Source organism: Actinomadura citrea (assembly GCF_013409045.1).
GTDB lineage: Bacteria > Actinomycetota > Actinomycetes > Streptosporangiales > Streptosporangiaceae > Spirillospora > Spirillospora citrea.
This window is the reverse complement of sequence record NZ_JACCBT010000001.1, coordinates 559809-581265: the sequence shown is the minus strand read 5'-3', so window position 1 is coordinate 581265 and position 21457 is coordinate 559809. Positions and strand designations below refer to the sequence as shown.

The following is a 21457-nucleotide window of genomic DNA, read 5'->3' as shown; positions in this document are numbered from 1 at the left end:
AGGTTCAGGACGATCTCGGGTCCGGACGGCGGGAGTCTCGGCACACCCGGGCAACCGGAACTCGCTAGAATAAGGCAGTTTTTTCACCCGGATACCGGTTCAGTCGACGCTTCCAGCGCCAAATGGGGAGTCGTCGCGGCAGCGACTGTCGCATACCCGGTCGAGCAGCAGGCGATCCACCCAGCGAAATGAAGAGGCGAGACGATGCCGGTGACCGACCACCAGATAGCCACCTTGCGAGCTCAACTCACCGGACGAATCGACGAGCACCGGCGACTGCTCTCCCAGATGGACATCGCCACGGCCAACCAGTACCTGTCACTGGCGACCGCCGCCTTCTTCGAGGCGGCGCTGCGGCGCTTCGTCCGCGATGGATCACCTGTGGACGACGCCGAGATCATCGAGTTCGTCACATCGGTGCGGCTCCGGCTCGGCGACCCCGACGACCTGGACGCCCAGACGGCCGAGACACTCATCAAGATCGCGGTCGAGAAGTCGCCCGTGGAAGCCCAGAACGGCATCAGCGCTGACGCCGCCAATGGCACGAGGATCATACTTCTGTCAGGTATGGTCGGCGATTTGGACCTCACCCCTGACCAGCTTGAGGAATTCCTGAACGCGGCTCGACGCATGACGGACACGGCATTCGCGTGACGGCTTGTCCAAAGCCGTGAGAACGGCCGCCAGACCGGCGCGGCGGCCGGTGTCCTGGCTCGGACACCGGCCGCATGGGCCTATTCCTTGATCTCGTAGCGCAGGAGCAGGATGCCGTTGTCGAAGGGGGCGGCCTCGATCAGGTTCAGGTCTTGGCGATCCTCGAAAAGGCGCGTTCCCCTGCCCCGTGACGCCGGGCAGACCAGCATCCGGACTTCGTCGACGACGCCGGCGGCCAGCAGGGAGCGCATGAGGCTCAAGCTCCCCCACAGCCAGATGTCCTTGCCGCTCTGCTCCTTGAGTTCCCGGACGGTGGCGGCCGGGTCGCGCGTCACGGTCGCGGCGGTGAAGTCGCCCCAGGGGGCGTCATCCAGCTTCGAGGAGGCGACGAACTTGGCGAGGTTGTTGAGCTTCTCGCCGTACTCGCCTTGCTCGGAGGCGTTCGGCCAGTAGTCCTTGGTCTGCGCGTAGGTGTTCGCACCGAGGATCATCGTGTCGACCGAGTCGATGAACCCCATCACCGCGGCCTTGAACGCGGGATCGGACTTGTCGGAGAACGGCTCCACCGCCACGTAGCTGAGCCCGCCGTCCTCCTCCGCGGCGATGTTGTCGACGGTGACCCACTGCTGGACTATGAGCTTTCGCATGGTGCCGGATCTCCTTCGTCACGCGGCCGGTCGTGGCCGCTGGTGACCCTGGGACGGAGCCGGCACCACGTTCTCGACATCCTCCACGGGTCGTGTCCGAAAATATTTCAGCGGCGGCGTCCCGGCAGCACTGTGGCCCTGCCCGGGCGGGCAGGGCCACAGTGGCGGGGGCTAGAAGGAGTCTTCGGGGAGGTCCATCACGTCCAGGGTGGTGGACTCGGTGATGGCGCGGTCGGAGGCCAGCCGGGGCAGGACGGTCTGGCAGAAGAACTGCGCGGCCGCGACCTTGCCGGTGTAGAACGCCTGGTCGGCGTCGGACACGTCGCCGCCGAGCGCGTTCAGCGCCACCTCGGCCTGGCGGCACAGCAGCCAGCCGACGATCAGGTCGCCGAGGGCGAGCAGCAGGCGCGAGGAGTTGAGCCCGATCTTGTAGAGCTCCTTCGGGTCCTCCATCGAGCCGAGCGCCCAGCCGACCATCGGGTCGATGATGCCCTGCACGTCGTCGAGGGCCCGGCCGAGGAGCGCGCGCTCGTTCTTGAGCCGGCCGTTGCCGGCCTCGGAGCCGGCGAACTCCCGGATCTCCCCGACGAGCACCTTGAGCGCCTCGCCGCTGTCCCGCAGGATCTTGCGGAAGAACAGGTCCTGGCCCTGGATCGCGGTGGTGCCCTCGTACAGGGTGTCGATCTTGGAGTCGCGGATGTACTGCTCGATCGGGTACTCCTGCAGGAACCCGGACCCGCCGAGCGTCTGCAGCGACTCCGCGCCGAGCAGCGCGTACGCCCGCTCGGAGCCGAAGCCCTTCACGATCGGGAGCAGGAGGTCGTTCACCTTCTCGGCGGTCTCGTCCTTGCGGCCCTCGAACTCGGCGAGCTGCACGGCGTCCTGGTAGGACGCGGTGAGCAGCACGAGCGCGCGCATGCCCTCGGCGTAGGCCTTCTGCGTCATGAGGCTGCGCCGGACGTCCGGGTGGTGGGTGATCGTCACCCGCGGAGCGGACTTGTCCGTCATCTGCGTCATGTCCGCACCCTGGACGCGCTCCTTCGCGTACTCCAGCGCGTTGAGGTAGCCGGTCGACAGGGTGGCGATGGCCTTGGTGCCGACCATCATCCGCGCGTACTCGATGACGAGGAACATCTGCCGGATGCCCTGGTGGACGTCGCCGACCAGGTAGCCGATCGCCGGGTGCTTCTCGCCGAGGGTGAGCTCGCAGGTCGTGGAGACCTTGAGGCCCATCTTCTTCTCGACGTTGGTCACGTAGGCGCCGTTGCGCTCGCCGAGCTCACCGGTCTCCACGTCCACCAGGTACTTCGGGACGAGGAACATCGACAGGCCCTTGGTGCCGGGGCCGGCGCCCTCGGGGCGGGCCAGCACCAGGTGGAAGATGTTCTCGGACATGTCGTGCTCGGCCGAGGTGATGAAGCGCTTGACGCCCTCGATGTGCCAGGTGCCGTCCGGCTGCTGGACGGCCTTGGCGCGCCCGGCGCCGACGTCGGAGCCGGCGTCCGGCTCCGTCAGCACCATCGTGGCGCCCCACTGCCGCTCCAGGGCCAGCTCGGCGAACTTCTTCTGCTCGGGCGTGCCGATGTGCCAGAGGATCTGCGCAAAACCGGGGCCGGAGGCGAACATGTAGACGGCCGGGTTGGCGCCCAGCACCTGCTCCGCCACGGCCCAGGTCAGCGAGCGCGGGGCGCCGCTGCCGCCGAACTCGGGGGCGAGGTCGAGGCGGTACCACTCGGAGTCCATCCACGCCTTGAACGACTTCTTGAAACCCTCGGGCATCGTGACCGTGCCCGTGGCGGGGTCGAACGCCGGCGGGTTGCGGTCCGCGTCCTCGAAGGAGGCGGCGAGCGGACCCTCGGCCAGCCGGTTCACCTCGTCGAGGATGCTGCGCACGGTGTCCTCGTCCAGTTCGGCGTACGGGCCGCTGCCGAGGAGGTCCTGGCGCCTGAACACCTCGAAGAGGTTGAACTCCAGGTCCCGGAGGTTGCTCTTGTAGTGCCCCATTCGAGACTCCGTCTGGTTCCGGCGGTGACCGGAGGCCCCGCTACGTACTGGTCAGTAACTCAACATCATGCTACCCGCTGGTAACCACTGACAACCACCCCAATCGTGCGGTTTCCGGGGAGGCAGGCCACATCGATACCACGTCCGACAACTCCGCGTGACCCACGTCACGGAGAGCCCCTGAGCCGCACCCTCCTACGCCCCGCGCGCGAGGGGTGGCAAGATCAGGCGGGCGCGAATTCACCGCGGTGCACGAGGAGGTGCCCAATGAGGCAGGAGGAGGAGGCCGCCCCGAGGCTGACCGTCATCGGGACCGGCTACCTCGGTGCCACGCACGCGATCTGCATGGCCGTGCTGGGGTACGAGGTCCTCGGCGTGGACGTCGACCGGCGCAAGATCGAGCGGCTGGCGTCGGGCGAGGTCCCGATCTTCGAACCCGGGCTGCCGGAGCTGCTCACCAAGGCGCTCGACTCGGGCCGGCTCCGGTTCACCACCTCCTTCGCGGAGGCCGGAGAGTTCGGGGACGTCCACTTCGTGTGCGTGGGGACGCCCCAGCAGGCCGGTTCGGACGCCGCCGACCTGACCTACGTCGACGCGGCCGTCCGCTCCCTGGCGCCGCATCTGCGCCGCAGGTCCCTGGTCGTCGGCAAGTCCACCGTGCCGGTCGGGACGGCCGCGCGCCTCACCGGCCTCGTGCAGGAACTGGCGCCCGCGGGGACCGACGTCGAGCTGGCCTGGAACCCCGAGTTCCTCCGCGAGGGCTTCGCCGTGGACGACACGCTGCGCCCCGACCGGCTGGTGTTCGGCGTCACGTCCGACTGGGCGCACGAGCGGCTGCGGGCGGCGTTCAGGCCCGTCCTCGACCTCGGCACCCCCGTGATCCGCACGGACCTCGCGACCGCCGAGCTGGTCAAGGTCGCGGCGAACTCCTTCCTCGCCACGAAGATCTCCTACATCAACGCGATGGCCGAGGTCTGCGAGGCGGTCGGCGCCGACGTCAAGGACCTCGCCGACTCGCTGGCGCTGGACGACCGCATCGGCGGCAAGTTCCTGCGGCCGGGCCTGGGGTTCGGCGGGGGCTGCCTCCCCAAGGACATCCGGGCGTTCGCGCACCGCGCCGAGGAGATCGGCGTCGGCCAGGCCGTGTCGTTCCTGCGCGAGGTGGACGACATCAACCGGCGTCGCCGCGCCCGCACCGTCGACCTCGTCCGGGATCTGCTCGGCGGCGACCTCGCCGGCAAGCGCGTCGCCGCGTGGGGCGCCGCGTTCAAGCCCAACTCCGACGACATCCGGGACGCGCCCGCGCTGGACGTGGCGCGCACCATCCACGGTCTCGGCGGGGACGTGCGCGTCTACGATCCGGTGGCCCTCGACAACGCCCGCAGTGCGTTCCCCGAGCTGACCTACGGCGAGAGCGCGTTCGACGTGGCGCGGGAGGCCGACGTCGTCGTCCTGCTGACCGAGTGGTCGGACTTCCGGGAGGTCGAGCCGGAGGCGCTGGCCGGGGTCGTCCGGCACAAACGGGTCGTGGACGGGCGGCACGCGCTCGACGCCGCCCGCTGGCGCGCGGCGGGCTGGGAGTACCGGGCCCTGGGCCGCTCCTGAAAGAGGTGTCCCCGCGCCGAGCGGCGCGGGGACGGGTGAGGCGGGAGCCGGCTCGCTACCGCCCGGGTGTCACTGGCTTCCGCCGGTGAGGCGGCGAGCCTCGGCCGTGGTCTCGGTCGCCTTGTCGTGCGCCTCGTCCATGGCCGTCTTGTTCTCCGGGGTCGGGTCCTTCAGGTACGCCTGACCGGCCTGGTACAGGTCGGTCTGCGCGGCGTCCATGTTCTGCCCGGCCTCGTGAGCCTCGGGGTTCTGGGCGCTTTCGTTTGCCATGGGTCTCTCCGTTGTGAGTGCGTCACCGCGGCTACCGCGGCGGAGCTCCGCATCCGATCGTCCGCGCAGGCCTCACCTGCGCGGGCCCCAGAGGATGAGGAGGCTCATGGAGAGCCGTCCGGCAAGCCGACGGACCCGCAACAGGCGGCCGGGGCAAGCGCTCATCGGCGATGCGTGCGGGGCCGGACCATTTCCGGCGCGGGGGGAACATCGCCCGTTCCCGGGCCGTTGGCGATGGTGAGGGCCACGCTCAGAGCGGGGCTTCTCCCGGACGAGGTGCGCCGTACCCGGAACGCGAAGACGGCGCGTGACAGTACTCGTCTCGTTCTCCGGGAGCGCCACCATGGCCTGGATCCTCGTCATCGTCGCCGGCCTCTTCGAGGTCGCCATGGCCCTGTGCCTGAAGGCCAGCAAGGGCTTCACCCAGCCGCTGGAGTCGGCGGGATTCCTCGTGTTCGCCGTAGCGTCCTTCGGCCTGCTCACCGTCGCCCTCAAGCACCTGGAGGTCGGCACCGCCTACGCCGTCTGGGTCGGCATCGGGGCCGTCGGGACGGCGACCCTCGGCATGCTCGTCATGGGCGACGAGGTCTCCGCGACCCGCATCGTCGCGCTCGCCCTCATCGTCCTCGGGGTCGTCGGGCTGAACCTCGCCGGAGGCGGCCACTGACCGGCAGGACGGAGGAGCGGCACGAACGGCCAGGAACGGCCACCGCCATCGCAGGTAGGCCAAGTTTCCGGAACGTAATCTCCCGTAACAGCGTCTATGGGACGAGAGCGCGGGGAGTCGCTCGAACACGGGAGGACGGACCTTGGTCTTCAAGAAGCTGCGTCAGGCGATGGGCATCGGCGGCCCCTCGATCGAGACGGTTCTGCACGACCCGAACACGACGCCCGGCGGCGTCGTCACCGGCGAGATCGCCATCATCGGAGGCCAGTTCAACTCCGACATCACGTCGGTGAATCTCGCCCTGCGCACCAAGGTCGAGGTCGAGTCTGGCGACAACGAGTACAGCTCCAACCTGGAGTACGCCAAGTTGCCGGTCGCGGGCGGGTTCAGCCTGCAGGAGGGCGCGCGGCACAGCATCCCGTTCCAGTTCCCGATCCCGTGGGAGGCGCCGCTCACCCACATGTACGGGCGGCAGCTGCACGGCACGACGGTCGGGATCGCGACGGAGCTTGAGGTGGCGGGCGCGGTCGACCCGGGCGACCTCGACCCGATCGCCGTCCACCCGCTGCCCGCGCAGGAGCGCCTCCTCGTGGCGTTCTCCAACCTCGGCTTCCAGTTCCGCAACGCCGACTGCGAGAAGGGCCGCATCTGGGGCGTCCACCAGGAACTGCCCTTCTACCAGGAGATCGAGTTCTATCCGCCGGGGCAGTACGCGCGCGGCATCAAGCAGCTCGAAGTGACGTTCGTGTCCTACCCGCAGTCGATGGAGGTCGTGCTGGAGCTCGACAAGCGCGGCGGGGTGTTCACCGAGGGACATGACGCGTTCAGCCGGTTCACGGTCGACTACGCGACCGTCGAGCACACCAACTGGGAGCAGCAGCTCGACGGCTTCCTGCGGGACGCCGGGCGCAGGCGGGGCTTCTTCTGATCGCCGTCCAGCCGTCCGGCCGCTCATCGGAGATCCCCTTCGCGATGTTGATCGCGGAGGGGACCTCCGCGTAGAAAGAGGCCCGTGCCCCTGCCCCCCGGACTGAGCGAAGCGGAACGGCGCCTGTGGACGGCGTTCCCCAACGGCTCGGCCGTCGTCCTCGGCGACGACCGCCCCGCCGGCCCCCTGCCCGACCGCATCGTCCGCGCCGAGATCATCACCCGGCTGCTGCTCGGCGAGTGCGAGCCCCGTCCCGGCGCGGTCGCGGCCGTCCGGCTCCGCGGCGCCTACGTCACCGGGCGGCTGGACGTCGCGGGCGGCCGCGTCGAGGCCGAGCTGCTGCTGGAGGACTGCCGGCTCGTCAAGGAGCCGGTGTTCGCCAACGCCGAGACGCGCCAGCTCCGGTTCTCCGACTGCCGGATGCCCGGCTTCGACGGCGGCGGCCTGCGCGCCGACGGCTTCCTCAGCCTGTCCGGCTCCGAGATCGAGGGGGAGGTCCGGCTGCCGCGGGCGCAGATCCTCGGCGGCCTGCGGATGAACGGGACGCGGGTCACCGCGTCCGCGCCGGAGAAGTGGGCGGTCTCCGGCGGCGCCCTCGTCGTGGACGCCGGGGCGTTCATCAGGGACGCCGAGATCACCGGCGGGATGCGGTTCGTGGGCGCGCGGATGAACGGCGGGCTGTTCATGGAGCGCACGACGCTCACCAACCCGGGCCGCATCGCCCTGGACGCGCAGAACATGGTCGTCGAGGACACCGCCGAGCTGAGCCACGGGTTCAGCACGCTCGGCACCATCCGCCTGCGCAGCGCCCGCATCAACGGCGTCCTGTCGTTCTCCCGCAGCCGCCTGGACTCCTCCGACCCGGCCCGCATGGCGCTGCACGCCAGCCACATGCAGGCCGACGAGCTGCTGCTGTGGCCGGCGGAACGGATCAAGGGCCGGGTGTCGCTGTCGTACTCCAGGATCGACCTGGTCATGGACCATCCGGACATCTGGCCGGACGAGCTGTACCTGAACGGCATGACGTACCAGACGCTGCGCGGCGCCGAGTTCAAGGACCGGCTCAGCTGGGTGTCGCGGGACGCGGAGTTCCACCTCCAGCCGTACGAGCAGCTCGCCAGCTGGTACCACAGCATCGGCCACGACGATCTGGCCCGGAAGGTCCAGCTCGCCAAGCTGCGGGCGCGCCGCCGCGGGCTGCATCCGGTCCCCGGGGCGTGGAACCACGTGCTCGACTGGACGGTGGGGTTCGGCTACCGGCCCTGGTTGGCGTTCGCGTGGTTCGCCGCACTGCTGGCCGTCGGGACGACGGTGTTCTCGATCGAGCATCCCCGCGCGGTCAAGCCGCCGGACGAGCTGCCCTCCTTCCACGCGCTGATCTACACCCTGGACCTGCTGATCCCGCTCGACACGTTCGGGCAGCAGCTGTCCTACGACGCGGTGAACTGGTCCCGCTGGGTGGCGTACGCGCTGGTCGCGACGGGGTGGGTGCTGGTGACGGCGTTGATCGCCGGCGCGACGCGGGTGCTGCGCCCGAACTGAGCCGCGGACCGTCCCGGGGCGGAACCGAACCAGGGCACCGCCCCGGGCGTCCATCCGGGGTAGGAATCCACGAGAATGGGACGCCATGGGCACGTATCTGATCACGGGCGCGACGGGCGGCATCGGCACGGCGGTGGCGGAGCTGCTGCGCGAGCGCGGGCACGACCTCCTTCTCACCGGCCGCTCCGCCGAGCGCCTGGACAAACTCGCCGCGACGCTGCGCGGAGGCGCGCACGCGGCCACGCAGGTCATCAACCGGGGAGCGGTCGCCTCGCCGCCGCGCGCGGCGTCCATCGGCACGATCGCACTCGACCTGACCGAGCCGCGGCGCATCGAGGCGCGGCTCGCGGCGGCCGGGATCCCCGCCCGGCTGGACGGCGTCGTCCACGCGGCGGGGATGGTGCATCTGGGGACGGTCGCCGGCACCGAGGCCGACGAGTGGCTGGAGCACCTGTCGGTCAACCTGGTGTCGGCGGCGGAGCTGACGAGGCTGCTGCTGCCCGCGCTGCGCGCCGCCGAGGGGCACGTGGTGTTCGTCAACTCGACCGCCGGGCTGCGCGCCAACCCCGAATGGTCGGCGTACGCGGCGAGCAAGTTCGGCCTGCGCGCGCTGGCCGACTCGCTGCGCGCGGAAGAGCCGTCCCTGCGCGTCACGACCGTCTACCCGGGGCGGACGGCCACGGAGATGCAGCGCAGCGTGCGCGCCCAGGAGGGCCACCCCTACGCCGAGGACGACTTCGCGGCTCCCGCCACCGTCGCGCGCGTGCTGGTCGCCGCGCTGGAGACGCCCCGGGACGCGGTCGTCTCGGACGTCACCGTCAGGCCGAACCCTTCGCGGAGCTGACGGCCGCGTCGCCGCGCCACGGCGACGCGGCCGCCCCTCACGCGTCAGGACCGACGGGGCCGAGGTCGTACCGCCCCGTCGCCGCCGCGCCGATCAGGCGGGACCGGTCGCCCGCCGCCGTGCCGCGAGCGCCATCCCGCCGCCGGCGAGGACGGTGGCCAGACCCGCCGCGGCGAGCGCGGAGTCCATGCCGGCGAACGTGCCGGTGGACCCGCCGGTGGACGTGCCGCCGGCGCCCGTCTCCACGCCGCCGGTGGGAATGACGCGGATCCTGTGCAGGTACTTGACGTCGATGAACCCGTGCCGGAGCTGGACCGGGACGTTGCCGCGAATCTCGGTGAACCCTTCCTTCTTGCAGTCGGCCCACGGCTTCTGCTGGTACTTCAGGACGCCCACGATCTTCGCGTGCACGCTCGGCAGCTCGTGGACGTTGAGTCCGTCCCGGGCCGTGACGGAGTATTCGCAGAGCTGCGTATCCGCCCGCGCCTCCGCCGCCCCCGACCCCATCACGACGAACGCCCCCGCGGCCGCCCCGGCGGCCGCTACGGCCATCGCTCTTCGCACGCTCATCCTTCTCCCCCTGCTCGTTCCCCCTGGTGGGCGAGCTCGCCCGCCTCGGGGTGACCGATACCCGGCGAAAATCAAGAAGAGCCATGGCAACGACAAAACAATGGAGTCACCAGATTGACATCCATTCTCCGCAAAAGGGATTTTTAGCGACATACCCGGGATGGCGATCGGGCGGTGCTCAGGGCCCTGCTCGCGGAGAGCCTCCGCTCCCGCTTCGCCTGCACGCGGCGGGCGGCCGGCGTCAGCCGGATGCTCCCCGGGGGGCCTCGATCTTGCCGCGGCGCAGGAACCACGAGGCGAGGACGCCGCCGAGCAGGCCGAAGAGGTGACCCTGCCAGGAGACGGTGGGGTCGCTCGGGAGGACGCCGAGCAGCATCGTCCCGTAGACGGCGACGACGGCGACCGCGATGGCGATGTCGGGCAGCCGCCGCTCGAAGATCCCGCGTCCCACCAGGTAGCCGAAGAACCCGAAGATCAGGATGCTGGACCCGAGGGTGTTGGCGGGACTGAGGAACCACACCCCGAGCCCGCCGACCACGATGATGATCAGGCTGGCGGCGAGGAACTTGGCGATGCCCCGCGCCGCCGCGGCGAACCCGAGGATCAGGAACGGGACCGTGTTGGCCGTCAGGTGCCCGAAGCCGGCGTGCATGAACGGCGCGGTGAAGATGTCCGGCAGGTCGTTCACGTCGCGCGGCTGGATCCCGAACCGGTCGAGCCAGCCGTTCGTCGTGTAGTCGAACGCCTCCAGCACCCACATCACGATGGTCACCGTGAGGATCAGCACCGCCGACCCCAGGGCGCGGACGCCGTGCTTCGCCAGGCCCTCGGAACGTTGCCGGTCGGGGGTAAAGCTCATGTCAGCCACCGTAAAGTCTGTGCGTCCCTGAATCCCCCAACGCACTGGACGGTCGAAAGGTGCCGGTGGCCTTCCTGCGGGGCGGCCCCTTCGTCCGGCTGCCGCCCGAGCGGCCCGCTAGGCGGCCGACGCGTGCTCCGACTCGGAGGCGTCGCCGCGCACCACGATCACCGGCAGCGGCCGCCGCGCCGGGGCGTCGGCCGTCCGGCGCAGGTAGCGCCGCTCCTCGGGGGTCGTCCCGCCCCAGATGCCGTCGGGCTCGCCCACCCGCAGCGCCCACGCGAGGCAGTCGGCCCGCACGGGGCAGTGCGAACAGATCTCCTTGGCCGCGTCCTCCTGGGCCTGGAGCACGGGCGCGGAGTAGCCGATCGGGAAGAACAGGTCGGGATCCGCGCCGCGGCAGATGGCGTGGTCGGTCCAGTGTTCCTCGTTCTCGGTGTTGTGCATTGACTGGGTGTTGTGCATTGACCCGGTGTTGTGCATTGCCTTCTCCCTGCGCGGCGATGAGACCGCCGTCCGAGCCGGGGGGTCTCCACTCAGCGTAGTACTACACATCGTAGTACTACAAGACATGAGCGAACGCTGCAACTTAGCGCCCCGATAACCTTGGAGGTGTGCAGAGTGATCAAGAAGTGACCTTCCGCGAGGCGACGGTCGACGATCTGCCCGAGATCGTCCGGCTTCTCGCCGACGATCCCCTGGGATCCACCCGCGAAACACCGGGTGAGGAGATACCGGAGGCCTACTTCCGAGCGTTCACCGCGATCGAGGAGGACCCCAACAACACCCTGGTCGTGGCCGAGATCGCCGGCGCGGTCGCCGGCACGCTCCAGCTCACCTTCATCCCCGGCCTCACCTACACCGGCGGCGAGCGCGCCCAGATCGAGGGCGTCCGCGTGGCCGCCGAGCAGCGCGGCGCCGGGCTCGGCCAAGTCATGATCACCTGGGCCATCGACCGGGCGCGCGCCCGCGGCTGCCGCGTCGTCCAGCTCACCACCGACCGCCAGCGCCCCGACGCGATCCGCTTCTACCAGAAGATCGGCTTCCGCCCGTCCCACATGGGGATGAAGTACCACCTCGCCTGAGCCCGCCAGGCGAGACCGCGTCACGGGACGAGGGCGTCCCGCCACCGGGCCGTGTCGGTGTACTGGTGCAGCCAAGAGATCCTGCCCTCCGTGACACGCCAGAGATGCGCGAACTCCGCCTCGTACGAACGGCCGGTGGCCCTGGCCCTCCCCCGGTAGCGCCCGGTCACCACGACAAGGCCGTCACCGGTCTCATGCCAGGTCTCGGCATAGGGGGCCGTGTCGAATTCGGTGAAGACCGCTCCCCACACCCGCACGAGGGTCTCCTCGGGGCCGCGGAAGGCGCCGCCCGCGCCGCACGGCAGCCCGGGCGCCGTGTGCGCCTCGAACTCCGGGTGGAGGAGCGCGAGGATCGCCGCCCCGTCGGCCGCCTGGGTCGCGGTGTAGAAACCCCGAACGATCTCGGACGCCGTCATGGCCGCTCCTTTTTAGAGGTTATGTTCTAGAATATCCTCACTACTATCATCGGAGGGCGCGCGATGGGAAGACCGGCCAAGTTCGGCGAGGACCGGATCCTCGACGCGGCGCTGGCGGTGACGGCCGAGGGCGGGCCGTCCGCCGCGACGATCGCCGCCATCGCCGAGCGCCTCGGTGCCCCGTCCGGCTCGCTGTACCACCGCTTCGGGTCGCGCGACCTGCTGCTCGCCACCCTGTGGACCCGCTGCGTCCGCCGCTTCCAGGAGGGCTTCGTGGCGGCCCTGGACGCCGGCGACGCCGTGGCGGCCGCCCTGCACACGCCTCGCTGGTGCCGCGGGCACCCCGCCGAGGCCGCCGTCCTGCTCCTGCACCGCCGCCGCGACCTCGCCGCCGCCTGGCCCGCCGAACTGACCGGCCCCCTCGACGCCCTGAACGCCCGGACGGCGGACGCGCTGACCGCGTTCGCCCGGCGCCGCGGCGTCGACCGCGAGCGCGTGCTCTTCGCCACGGTCGACGTCCCCTACGGCGCCGTCCGCCGCCACCTGCTCGACCACCGGGCCCCGCCGCCGGAGGTCGACGAGCTGATCATCACGGCCTGCCGCGCGGTCCTGGTTCCGTAGCCGTCGCGGAAGGATTCTGTTGGTGTTCACCTTGGCGTGGAATGCTGGCTACCTGGGTGTGTTTCCCGATTGTCACCCATCCTGAGGAGCAGCGCGTGGCCGAGCGGCATCTGGAGATCGAGCAGAAGTACGACGCCTCGGCCGGGTTCGTCCTGCCGGATCTGGACGGGCTCACCGGCGTGGCGTCGGTCGGGGAGCCGGAGGTCCGGGAGCTGCACGCCACCTATTTCGACACCGCGGACCTGCGGCTGGCGGCCAACAAGATCACGCTGCGGCGCCGCCGGGGCGGGCCCGACGCGGGCTGGCACCTGAAGATGCCAGCCGGGCAGGACGAGAAGCACGAGTTCCGGGCACCGCTCGGGCGGCCCCTCCTCGTCCCGGCGCGCCTGTCCGCGCTGGTCGCTGCGCACACCCGCGGGGCGGAGCTGCGGCCCGTCGCGACCCTGGAGACCCGCCGGACGGTCGTGCGCCTGCTCGGCGCGGACGGCGAGGCCCTCGCGGAGGTCGCCGACGACCTGGTGACCGGGCGCGGGCGCGAGGCCGAGCCCGAGCGGTGGCGGGAGATCGAGGTCGAGCTCGGCACGGGCACGCCGGAGCTGCTGAAGGCCGCGGGCAAGCGCCTGCGCAAGTCCGGCGCGAAGAAGGCCAAGTCGGCGTCCAAGCTGGCGAGGCTGCTCGGGGACGGCGTCGCGCCGTCGGAGGCCGCGCGGCAGCGGGCCGAGGCCCGGTCGCGGATCACGGCGGCGACCAGCAACGGGAAGGCCCCTGCGATCACGACCGGCGAGGTCGTGCTGGCCTACCTCGCCGAGCAGGTCGAGGCGATCCTGCGGTTCGACCCCGGGGCGCGGCTGGGCGAGGACGACGCCGTCCACCGCATGCGGGTGGCCGTGCGCCGGACGAGGAGCGTCCTGCGCAGCTACCGGCCCGTCCTGGACGCGGAGCGGACCGCGCCGCTCGGGCCCGAGCTGCGGTGGGTGGCGCAGACCCTCGGAGAGGTCCGCGACCTGGAGGTGCTCCGGGTCCGGTTCGCGGAGGCGCCGCGCTTCCTGCTGGACGACCTGGAGCGGCACGAGCGGGCCGCGTACCGGCACCTGAACTCGGCACTGCGGGACGCGCGGTACTTCGCGCTGCTCGACGGCCTCGACGGGCTGGTCGCCGACCCGCCGCTGGCGGCCGTGGCCGGCAGGAAGGCCCGCAAGGAGCTGCCCGCGCTCGTCACCCGGGCCTGGGAGCGGATGGCCGGGGACTACGCCTCGATCAAGACCTCCGCCGATCCCGACCTCGCGCGCCACGAGACGAGGAAGGCGGCCAAGCGCGCGCGGTACGCGGCCGAGCTGGCGGTCCCCGTGCTGGGCGCGGCGGCCAAGCGGGTGGTGAAGGACACCAAGCGCATCCAGGAGGTCCTCGGCGCCCACCAGGACGCCGTGATCGCGATGGAGCACCTCGAACGGGCCGCCGCCCGCGCCCGCACGACCGCGGACGCCTTCGCGGTCGGCGTCCTCTACGGCAGGGAGCAGGCGGAGGCGGAGAAGGCCCGCGACCTCCTGACGACCACCTGGTCACGGACGCTGGGCCCGTCGTTCTAGACCCGCATGAATCCCGGGTCCGGGCCTGCGCCGGACCAAGGGCCGTGCGGATCCGGGCCGCACAGGTTCAGCGACGCGGGCGTGCCTAGGACTCCGCAGTCCGGGGGGTGTGGCGTTCCAGGGCGGCCAGCGTGCCGTCGGCCAGGTGGACGGTCCAGAACTCGGCCTTGTCGAGGGTCGTGTCGTCCGGGACCTTCTCGCCCAGCTTCCGGCAGAGGCCGGCGATGAGCTCGGAGACGATCTCGCCGTGCGTGCTCACCAGCGCGGGCGTGCCCGCCATGGACAGCAGCCGCTCCACGGCCTGGTCGGGGTTGGTCTCGCCGACCGTGAACGCCGCTTCCGTCTCGACGGGCACGCGGACGCGCCGCGCGTAGGGCAGGACGGTCTCCAGGCAGCGCGCGGTCGCCGAACTCACGGTCCGCAGGGGCCCGTAGGAGAGCAGCAGCGCGGCGAGGTCCGCCGCCTCGGCGCGGCCGGCCTCGTCCAGCGGGCGCAGCTCGTCGGCCTCCCGCCACGCCCTCTTCTCCCCCGCCTGCGCGTGCCGCAGGATCACCAGCGGCGCGGTGTGGAGCGGCCCCCGCAGGAACTCGCGGAGCAGGTCGGCGTCGTGCCGGTAGCTGAGCCGGGCCTCGGCCTCCTCCGCCGGCAGCCACACCAGCTCGTCCACCTCCTCGTTGGGAGTGAACGCGCTCACGGCGACCGGGCGGGCGGCCCAGTACTCGACCCGCTTGGTCCGGGTACCGATCGGATAGGAGACGGTCGGCAGCCGCCGCCCGAGGCGGGGGACGACGCCGGTCTCCTCCTCGATCTCGCGGACGGCGGCGCGCAGCACGTGCTCGCCCGGGTCGACCTTGCCCTTGGGGAGCGACCAGTCGTCGTGGCGGGGGCGGTGGATCAGCGCGAACTCGGGGCCGTCCCGCCACAGCAGCGCCCCGGCGGCCCTGATGACGTCAGGCATCGATCGTCCTCCACCGGCGGCTCTTCACCAGGTGGGTCTGGATGTCCTGGAGGACCTCGCCGGGACGGGCCCGGCTGCGCGTCCAGGTGCCGTCCGAGTCCAGCGCCCAGGCGTGGGTGTCCTCCTCCATGGCCCGGTCCATCAGGGCGAGCAGGTCGTCGCGCTGGGGCCGGTCGTTGACGGTGACGAGGGCCTCGACGCGGCGGTCCAGGTTGCGGTGCATCAGGTCGGCGCTGCCGAGCCACACCTCCGGCTCGCCGCCGTTCTCGAACGCGAACACGCGGGAGTGCTCCAGGAACCGGCCGAGGACGCTGCGCACCCGGATCGTGTCCGACAGGCCGGGCACTCCGGGACGTAGCGCGCAGATCCCGCGAACCCAGACGTCCACCGGTACCCCGGCCCGGGACGCCCGGTAGAGCGCGTCGATGATCACCTCGTCCACCAGGGCGTTGCACTTGATCCGGACGCGGGCGGGGTGCCCGGCCCGCCGGTTGTCGATCTCGTGCTCGATCCGCTGGACGAGCCCGGAGCGCAGGCTGTTCGGCGCGACGAGCAGCCGGTGGTAGGAGCTCTGCCGCGAGTAGCCGGTGAGGTGGTTGAACAGGGCGCTGACGTCCTCGCCGACCTCGGGGTCGGCGGTGAGCAGCCCGAAGTCCTCGTACAGGCGGGCGGTCTTCGGGTGGTAGTTGCCGGTGCCGATGTGGCAGTAGCGGCGCAGCTGGCCCTCGGACTCCTGCCGGACGATCAGCGCGAGCTTGCAGTGCGTCTTCAGCCCGACGAACCCGTAGACGACGTGGCAGCCGGCGGTCTCCAGCTTGCGCGCCCAGGCGATGTTGGCGCGCTCGTCGAACCGGGCCTTCAGCTCGACGACGACCACGACCTGCTTGCCGGCCTCGGCGGCGCTCATCAGCGCGTCCACGATCGGGGAGTCGCCGCTCGTCCGGTACAGCGTCTGCTTGATCGCCAGGACGCGCGGGTCGGTCGCGGCGTCCTCGATCAGCCGCTGGACGGTCGTGGTGAACGAGTCGTAGGGGTGGTGGACGAGGACGTCGCGCTCACGGATGGCGCTGAAGATGCTCGCGTCCTCGGGCAGCGCCTCCTTCGACGGGACGAAAGGGGGGTACCTCAGCTCCGGGCGGTCCAGGTCGGCGATGGCGGCGAGGCCGCCGAGGTCCAGCGGCCCGACGACGCGGTAGATCTGGCCCTCGTCCACCCCCAGCTCGGAGGTGAGCAGGTCCAGGACCCCCTCGGAGATCGACTCCTCGACCTCCAGCCGGACGACGGGGCCGAACCGGCGGCGCAGCAGCTCGCGTTCGAGCGCCTGCAGCAGGCCCTCGCTGATGTCGTCGTCGATCTCCAGGTCCTGGTTGCGGGTGACCCGGAACGCGTGGTGCTCGACGACCTCCATCCCGACGAACAGCTGCCCGAGGTGCGCGGCGATGACGTCCTCCAGCGGCGTGAACCGGTCGGGGGACGCCTCGATGAAGCGCGGCAGCAGCGGCGGCACCTTCACCCGGGCGAACATCGTGGCGTCGGTCTCCGGGTCGCGGACGATCACCGCGAGGTTCAGCGACAGGCCCGAGATGTAGGGGAACGGGTGCGCGGAGTCGACGACGAGCGGGGTGAGCACGGGGTAGATCCGGTCGCGGAAGAGCCGCCGCAGCCGCTCCTGCTCGGTCTCGGCCAGCTCGTCCCAGCGCAGGAGGTCGATGCCCTCGTCTTCGAGCGCGGGCAGGATCTCCTTGCGGAAGCACGACGCGTGCCGCTGCATCAGCTCGTGCGCGACCGCGCCGGTGCGCGCCAGCACCTCGCGGGGCTGGCGGCCGCTCGCGGACTGGACGGCCAGGCCGGTCGCCATCCGGCGGGCGAGCCCGGCGACGCGGACCATGAAGAACTCGTCCAGGTTGCTGGAGAAGATGGACAGGAAGCGGACGCGTTCGAGCAGCGGCAGGCCCGGATCCTCGGCGAGCTCCAGGACGCGCTGGTTGAACCTCAGCCAGCTCTCCTCCCGGTCGAGGAAGCGGTCGTCGGGCAGCGCCTCGGTCTGCGGGGGGACATGTCCTGGGTTGACGGTCATGCCAGAATTTTCCCTGACTTAGGTTAACGAAAGTCGAACTTGCGGGTTCCATCGATGTATCTGATACGTCGATCATTCCCGCGGTTCACGCAGATCACTCCGTCCGGCCCTCCCCGCCGGGCGTGGCCGGGTGGTTGCAACGACCTGGCCACCGGGAGACCTTCACTGCGCGCCCCCGCGTGGGTAGAACGAAGACCGTGACTCCTCACGAGGCTTCGCCGCCCACGGTGTTCTGGCCGCGCTGCACCGCCGTCGACGGCTGCACCGGCCGGGCCGCGGGCGACCTGGGCGGCTGCCCCGCCCACCTGCGCCCCCGCGAGTTCGAGCGGTTCATGGGCTCGCTGCGCCCCGGCGCCGATCTCGACCTGCGCGGCGTCACCGTCCCGCCGTGGCTGCTGGACGGGGTGCTGGACGCCGCCACCGGGCCCGACGGGCGGCCCCACCTCGGCCGGACCCGGTTCGACGGGGCGGTGCTGCCCGCGGACGCGGGACTGCGCGGCTTCTGCGTCGAGGGCGACAGTTCGTTCGACGGCGCCCGCTTCCTCGGCGGCGCGTCGTTCTACGACGCGCGGTTCTTCGGGAACGTGTCGTTCCGGGGGGCGCGCTTCGGGCGCAACGTGTCCTTCCACGAGGCCCGGTTCCACCGGCACGCCTCCTTCGAGGAGGCCGTGTTCACCGGCGACGCCCTCTTCGGCGCGACGCGGTGGCACGCCGACGCCGCCTTCCGCGGCGCCGTGCTCATGGGCGCGGCCTGCTTCGACCGCGCGCGGTTCGGGCGGGACGCGGCGATGCAGGGGGCGTGCTTCCGCGGCGACGTGTCGTTCAAGCGCGTCCAGGTGACGCGGCACGCCCGGTTCGAGCGGGCGCGGTTCCGGCACGGCGCCTGGCTCGGCCCGCTGGCGGCGGGCGGCCGGATCGCGCTGTCGGACGCGACCGTGCACGGCGGGCTGCGGGTGCACGCGGCGGCGCGCCAGGTCATCGCCCGCGGCGCGATCGTCCACGGGGAGGCCGACTTCCGGCTCCGCCACGCCGAACTCGACCTGGAGGACGCGGTGTTCGAGGGCCCGGCCGCCGTCCGGGCGCTGGCCCACCCGATCCAGGGGCTCGCCGAGCCCGCCGGGACCGGCCCGTCCGGCGTCCGGCTGCTCTCGCTGCGCCGCGCCGACGCGACCCGGCTGCTGCTCGCCGACGTCGACCTCAGCGGCTGCGGCTTCCTCGGGCTGCGGCGGCCGGACGCACTGCGGATCACGGGCGACTGCGCGTTCGCGACCGCGCCCGGACGGCGCAGGCCGCGGCCGTGGCGCCGCCGCGACCGTGCCGTCCTCGCCGAGGACCTCGCCGGCGGCGCCGGCCACGACGACCGGCTGCACACCCTGTACCTGGCGCTGGCACGCGCCACGGCCGACTCCGACCACGACCGCCTCGCCCGCGACTTCCGTTACAGCGCGCTGGAGATGCGGCGGCACGGCGAGCGCGACCCGTGGCGCCGCGCCGGCCTGCACCTTCTGTGGATCACCTGCGGATACGGGCTGCGGGCCGGACGCGCCGTGGCCTGGCTCGCCGTCATCATCGCGCTGCTGTGCTGCGGCGTGTCATTGGTCCGCCACGACGACCGAACGCGCCACGACAACCGCATGGGGAGCGTCCGCGCCGCCCACCCGGGCGCCCGTAGCACATAGGCGCCCGGAAGCCCGCTAAAGGCGGGGGGTTGTTTTGTCAGACCCACGCGTAATGATTCTTGTTATGAGCAGAGACACCCATCCGGGGGTGCAGTGCCCGCACTGCCAATCGCATCTCGCGCTCGTCCCCGTGACTGGAAACCCCGTGTCCGGAAACTCCGCCGCCGCACCCGTCCCCGTCCTGCCGATCGTGGCGAAGGAGGAATGGCAGCCTCCGCCCGTCGCCGAGGTGCTCGCCGTTTACGCCGGCCGCGCCAAGGACACCGTGACCGCGGCGCGCGGCGCCGCCAAGGTCCGCGAAAGCCTGAACCGCGCCAAGGCGGCCGCCGCGGGCCGCAAAGCCGCACAGAGAACCGCGCGCCGCACTCCCAGAAGCGCCTGATCACAACCCGGCCACTAACGCCGGGAAGGGACGGCACCGCGCCGGCACCGTCCCTTCCGCAATGACGTCAGCGCGGCTTGGAATCGGTCCATTCGGCGCCGACCAGGGCGGTGGAGTTCATCGTCCGCCCCACCGGGACGCTCGCCCCGGCCGCCGGCGCCACCATGACGTTCCTGCTGGCCAGCGCGGTGCCCGACGCCAGATCAATGATCATTTCTTCCCGGATCACGCCCTGCGGCGTCTTCTCGTCCACCGCGATGGCGTTCCCCGTCCGCCCCTGCGAATCGGTGACCTTCCCGAGCGACCGCACCGCCGGGAGCCCCGCCAGCATCCGGAACGCGGCCGCCCGCACCCCCGGCTTCACCGGCATGTCCATCACCAGTCCGCGCGCCACGGTGTAGAGCCACCGGTCCGACGCCATCGGCCGGTTCGACTCGGTGTCGTGGCCCTTGTACCAGCGCAGCAGTTCGGCCTTGAGCCGCTTCGGGTCGGACGGCAGCGACCGCAGATCCTTCATGGTCACGTTCCGGCCCAGCCAGAACACCTTGTCGCCGTCGACCAGCGCGGAGCCGTTGAAACTGCGCGGACCGGGCGACGTCTTCACCGTGAACCCCTTCAGGCGTCCCTTGCCGCCAGGCACCACGGGAATCTCGATCTTGAATGTCCCGGGCGACCCGGCACGCCGCCACGCCTCCTCGTCCTCCTTCGTCGCGGGCTTCGCCCCCAGTTCCTGCCCCGCGGCCCACGCCTTGCCGCCGGGCCTGCTCGGCGTCCAGCTCTCCGCCCTGCTCCTGACCGTGACGGCGTAGCGGCCGCCGCCCTTCCCGACCGTGTACGTGGAGGACGAGACCGTCACCTGGTGCCAGAAGGCCCGCATCGTCTCGGTCTGCCCGTCCGCCTTCTCGGCCGCCGCGAGCAGGACGGTCCGCGCGTCGAGAACCCGCTCGCCGCCTCCGCCCTGCTTGCCCGGCTCCGTCCCGTCCCCGCCGGGGGCGACGAACACCGCCGCCGCGGCGACCGCACCCGCCGCTGCCACCCCGGCCAGCCCCAGCCCCCAGGCCGGCCGCACCCGCCGCCGCACGGGCACGGCGCTCCCGGTCTCCGGACGCGGCGCCGCCATGGCCCGCGCCAGCTCGTCCCGCCGCACGCCCTCGTCCACCGGCGCCCCCGGGCCCATCTCCTCAGGCCTGGCATCCCGCAACACCCGCATCACATCCTTCATGCCGTCTCCTCCTTGATGAACCCGACCTGCGAACGTGCTCCCTGCGCCGCCGCGCCACCCGGCCCCGGTCTCGTGTCGGCCCGGGTGGGCGGGTGGGGCGGGTCCGGTCGGGCGCGTGCCGTCCGGGCGTCGGACTGCTCGTCCTCGGCCGCGCGGACCAGGCGGCGGCGCGCGCGGTGCAGGCGCACCCGCAGCGCCGCCGGCGAGCAGCCGACGACCCGGGCGGCCTCGCGCGGGGTCAGGCCCTGCCAGGCGATGAGGATCAGGATCTCCCTGTCCCCCTCGGGCAGCGCCGCCATCGCGCGCAGCACCGCGAGCCGCTCCGCCACGTCCTCGGCGACGTCGCCGGTCTGGCGCGGCGCCCACCGGCCGAGTTCGGCCGCGAACGACTCGCGGCGCACCCGCGCGCGGTGCCCGTCGCGCAGCACGTTCCGGGCGACGCCGAGCAGCCACGGCAGCGCCGGGTCCGGGACGTCGGCGAGGCGCCGCCACGCCACGGCGAAGGTCTCGCTCACCACCTCGTCCGCGACCTGGCCGCCGGCGCGGGCGGCGGCGTAGGCCCACACGCGCTGGCGGCACTCGTCGTAGATCGCGGTGAAGCGCTGTTCATCGGGGGCCTCGTCTGCCACCGCGTGCTCCTCCGTCCGTCCGTTCAGGTCATGTCACGAGGTAGTGGCGCGGGGGGCGGCATCGTTACCGGAAGGCGAGCAGGTTCCGCCGGGAGAGCGCCGTTTAGCCGCTCCGCGTGCCCCCAGGGCGCCCGATACCTCTAACATTTGCTCGATGACAAGGGCCTCCCACCTGACATCGGCCCGGCCACGCCGGACAGAAGGAGCTGAGA

At 71.7% G+C, this 21457-nt stretch carries 22 protein-coding genes and 1 riboswitch; of the genes, 11 read left to right on the top strand and 11 right to left on the bottom strand.

All coding sequences use genetic code 11. The features are described 5' to 3' along the window. Nucleotides 1-204 precede the first annotated feature (204 nt). Nucleotides 205-654 carry a hypothetical protein gene (locus tag BJ999_RS02905; protein WP_179831821.1) on the top strand — a complete coding sequence of 150 codons (450 nt, stop codon included), beginning with the start codon at nt 205-207 and terminating at the stop codon, nt 652-654. Between the two features lie 80 nt (nt 655-734). Here the strand turns inward: BJ999_RS02905 and BJ999_RS02900 are convergent, their stop codons facing one another. Together BJ999_RS02900 and BJ999_RS02895 are read right to left on the bottom strand one after the other, a co-directional pair. Next, entirely contained in the window at nt 735-1301 is a 567-nt protein-coding gene (locus tag BJ999_RS02900) for a dihydrofolate reductase family protein (protein ID WP_179831820.1), read from the bottom strand. 171 nt (nt 1302-1472) lie between these two features. Next, nucleotides 1473-3305 (bottom strand): acyl-CoA dehydrogenase, encoded by a 1833-nt coding sequence (locus tag BJ999_RS02895; protein ID WP_179831819.1) that lies wholly within the window; start codon nt 3303-3305, stop codon nt 1473-1475. A 267-nt stretch (nt 3306-3572) separates the two neighbouring features. Between BJ999_RS02895 and BJ999_RS02890 the strand changes: the two genes are divergently transcribed. Then, the gene (locus BJ999_RS02890) at nt 3573-4910 is read left to right on the top strand and encodes a UDP-glucose dehydrogenase family protein (protein ID WP_179831818.1); all 1338 of its coding nucleotides are present in this window, start codon (nt 3573-3575) and stop codon (nt 4908-4910) included. Between the two features lie 69 nt (nt 4911-4979). Here the strand turns inward: BJ999_RS02890 and BJ999_RS02885 are convergent, their stop codons facing one another. After that, complete coding sequence (locus BJ999_RS02885) at nt 4980-5180, bottom strand: hypothetical protein (RefSeq protein ID WP_179831817.1); 201 nt, start codon at nt 5178-5180, stop codon at nt 4980-4982. 252 nt (nt 5181-5432) lie between these two features. Then, a riboswitch (guanidine-III (ykkC-III) riboswitch) is annotated at nt 5433-5490 on the top strand. Between the two features lie 33 nt (nt 5491-5523). Here BJ999_RS02885 and BJ999_RS02880 point away from each other — a divergent pair. From BJ999_RS02880 to BJ999_RS02865, 4 genes are all read left to right on the top strand, one after another. Beyond that, entirely contained in the window at nt 5524-5847 is a 324-nt protein-coding gene (locus BJ999_RS02880) for a DMT family transporter (RefSeq protein ID WP_179838293.1), read from the top strand. Between the two features lie 142 nt (nt 5848-5989). Continuing rightward, the gene (locus BJ999_RS02875; protein ID WP_179831816.1) at nt 5990-6775 is read left to right on the top strand and encodes a sporulation protein; all 786 of its coding nucleotides are present in this window, start codon (nt 5990-5992) and stop codon (nt 6773-6775) included. Between the two features lie 84 nt (nt 6776-6859). Beyond that, nucleotides 6860-8317 (top strand): hypothetical protein, encoded by a 1458-nt coding sequence (locus BJ999_RS02870; RefSeq protein WP_179831815.1) that lies wholly within the window; start codon nt 6860-6862, stop codon nt 8315-8317. An 85-nt stretch (nt 8318-8402) separates the two neighbouring features. Then, nucleotides 8403-9161 (top strand): SDR family oxidoreductase, encoded by a 759-nt coding sequence (locus BJ999_RS02865; protein WP_179831814.1) that lies wholly within the window; start codon nt 8403-8405, stop codon nt 9159-9161. A 93-nt stretch (nt 9162-9254) separates the two neighbouring features. On the opposite strand, the gene BJ999_RS02860 is transcribed toward BJ999_RS02865, so the two are convergent. The 3 genes from BJ999_RS02860 to BJ999_RS02850 all read right to left on the bottom strand — a co-directional run bounded on the left by BJ999_RS02860 (nt 9255) and on the right by BJ999_RS02850 (nt 11037). Beyond that, nucleotides 9255-9731, bottom strand: coding sequence for a hypothetical protein (locus BJ999_RS02860; RefSeq protein ID WP_179831813.1), 477 nt, complete (start codon nt 9729-9731; stop codon nt 9255-9257). Nucleotides 9732-9972: 241 nt separating this feature from the next. Further along, nucleotides 9973-10590 carry a rhomboid family intramembrane serine protease gene (locus BJ999_RS02855; RefSeq protein ID WP_179831812.1) on the bottom strand — a complete coding sequence of 206 codons (618 nt, stop codon included), beginning with the start codon at nt 10588-10590 and terminating at the stop codon, nt 9973-9975. 117 nt (nt 10591-10707) lie between these two features. Beyond that, a complete protein-coding gene (locus BJ999_RS02850) occupies nt 10708-11037 on the bottom strand; it encodes a WhiB family transcriptional regulator (RefSeq protein ID WP_179831811.1) in 330 nt (109 codons plus the stop codon). 185 nt (nt 11038-11222) lie between these two features. On the opposite strand from BJ999_RS02850, the gene BJ999_RS02845 reads away from it, so the two are divergent. Beyond that, nucleotides 11223-11675 (top strand): GNAT family N-acetyltransferase, encoded by a 453-nt coding sequence (locus BJ999_RS02845; RefSeq protein WP_179838292.1) that lies wholly within the window; start codon nt 11223-11225, stop codon nt 11673-11675. Between the two features lie 20 nt (nt 11676-11695). Here BJ999_RS02845 and BJ999_RS02840 read toward each other — a convergent pair whose 3' ends face one another. Continuing rightward, entirely contained in the window at nt 11696-12091 is a 396-nt protein-coding gene (locus tag BJ999_RS02840) for a nuclear transport factor 2 family protein (protein WP_179831810.1), read from the bottom strand. A gap of 63 nt (nt 12092-12154) precedes the next feature. Here BJ999_RS02840 and BJ999_RS02835 point away from each other — a divergent pair, with 63 nt between their 5' ends. Together BJ999_RS02835 and BJ999_RS02830 are read left to right on the top strand one after the other, a co-directional pair. After that, nucleotides 12155-12712 carry a TetR/AcrR family transcriptional regulator gene (locus BJ999_RS02835; protein ID WP_179831809.1) on the top strand — a complete coding sequence of 186 codons (558 nt, stop codon included), beginning with the start codon at nt 12155-12157 and terminating at the stop codon, nt 12710-12712. Between the two features lie 95 nt (nt 12713-12807). Further along, nucleotides 12808-14298, top strand: a complete 1491-nt coding sequence (locus BJ999_RS02830; RefSeq protein ID WP_218934911.1) for a CYTH and CHAD domain-containing protein — start codon at nt 12808-12810, stop codon at nt 14296-14298. Nucleotides 14299-14383: 85 nt separating this feature from the next. Here the strand turns inward: BJ999_RS02830 and BJ999_RS02825 are convergent, their stop codons facing one another. Together BJ999_RS02825 and BJ999_RS02820 are read right to left on the bottom strand one after the other, a co-directional pair. After that, the gene (locus tag BJ999_RS02825) at nt 14384-15256 is read right to left on the bottom strand and encodes an NUDIX hydrolase (protein ID WP_179831807.1); all 873 of its coding nucleotides are present in this window, start codon (nt 15254-15256) and stop codon (nt 14384-14386) included. Next, entirely contained in the window at nt 15249-17333 is a 2085-nt protein-coding gene (locus BJ999_RS02820) for an RNA degradosome polyphosphate kinase (protein ID WP_179831806.1), read from the bottom strand. The genes BJ999_RS02825 and BJ999_RS02820 overlap by 8 nt, the downstream gene beginning before the upstream one ends. A 197-nt stretch (nt 17334-17530) precedes the next feature. Here BJ999_RS02820 and BJ999_RS02815 point away from each other — a divergent pair, with 197 nt between their 5' ends. Beyond that, nucleotides 17531-19012 (top strand): pentapeptide repeat-containing protein, encoded by a 1482-nt coding sequence (locus BJ999_RS02815; RefSeq protein ID WP_179831805.1) that lies wholly within the window; start codon nt 17531-17533, stop codon nt 19010-19012. 145 nt (nt 19013-19157) lie between these two features. After that, a complete protein-coding gene (locus tag BJ999_RS41705) occupies nt 19158-19394 on the top strand; it encodes a hypothetical protein (RefSeq protein WP_229810194.1) in 237 nt (78 codons plus the stop codon). 67 nt (nt 19395-19461) lie between these two features. Here the strand turns inward: BJ999_RS41705 and BJ999_RS02805 are convergent, their stop codons facing one another. Then, a complete protein-coding gene (locus BJ999_RS02805; protein ID WP_179831803.1) occupies nt 19462-20616 on the bottom strand; it encodes a CU044_5270 family protein in 1155 nt (384 codons plus the stop codon). After that, nucleotides 20613-21245, bottom strand: a complete 633-nt coding sequence (locus tag BJ999_RS02800; protein ID WP_229810193.1) for an RNA polymerase sigma factor — start codon at nt 21243-21245, stop codon at nt 20613-20615. Before BJ999_RS02800 ends, BJ999_RS02805 begins: the two co-directional genes overlap by 4 nt. Between the last annotated feature and the right edge of the window lie 212 nt (nt 21246-21457).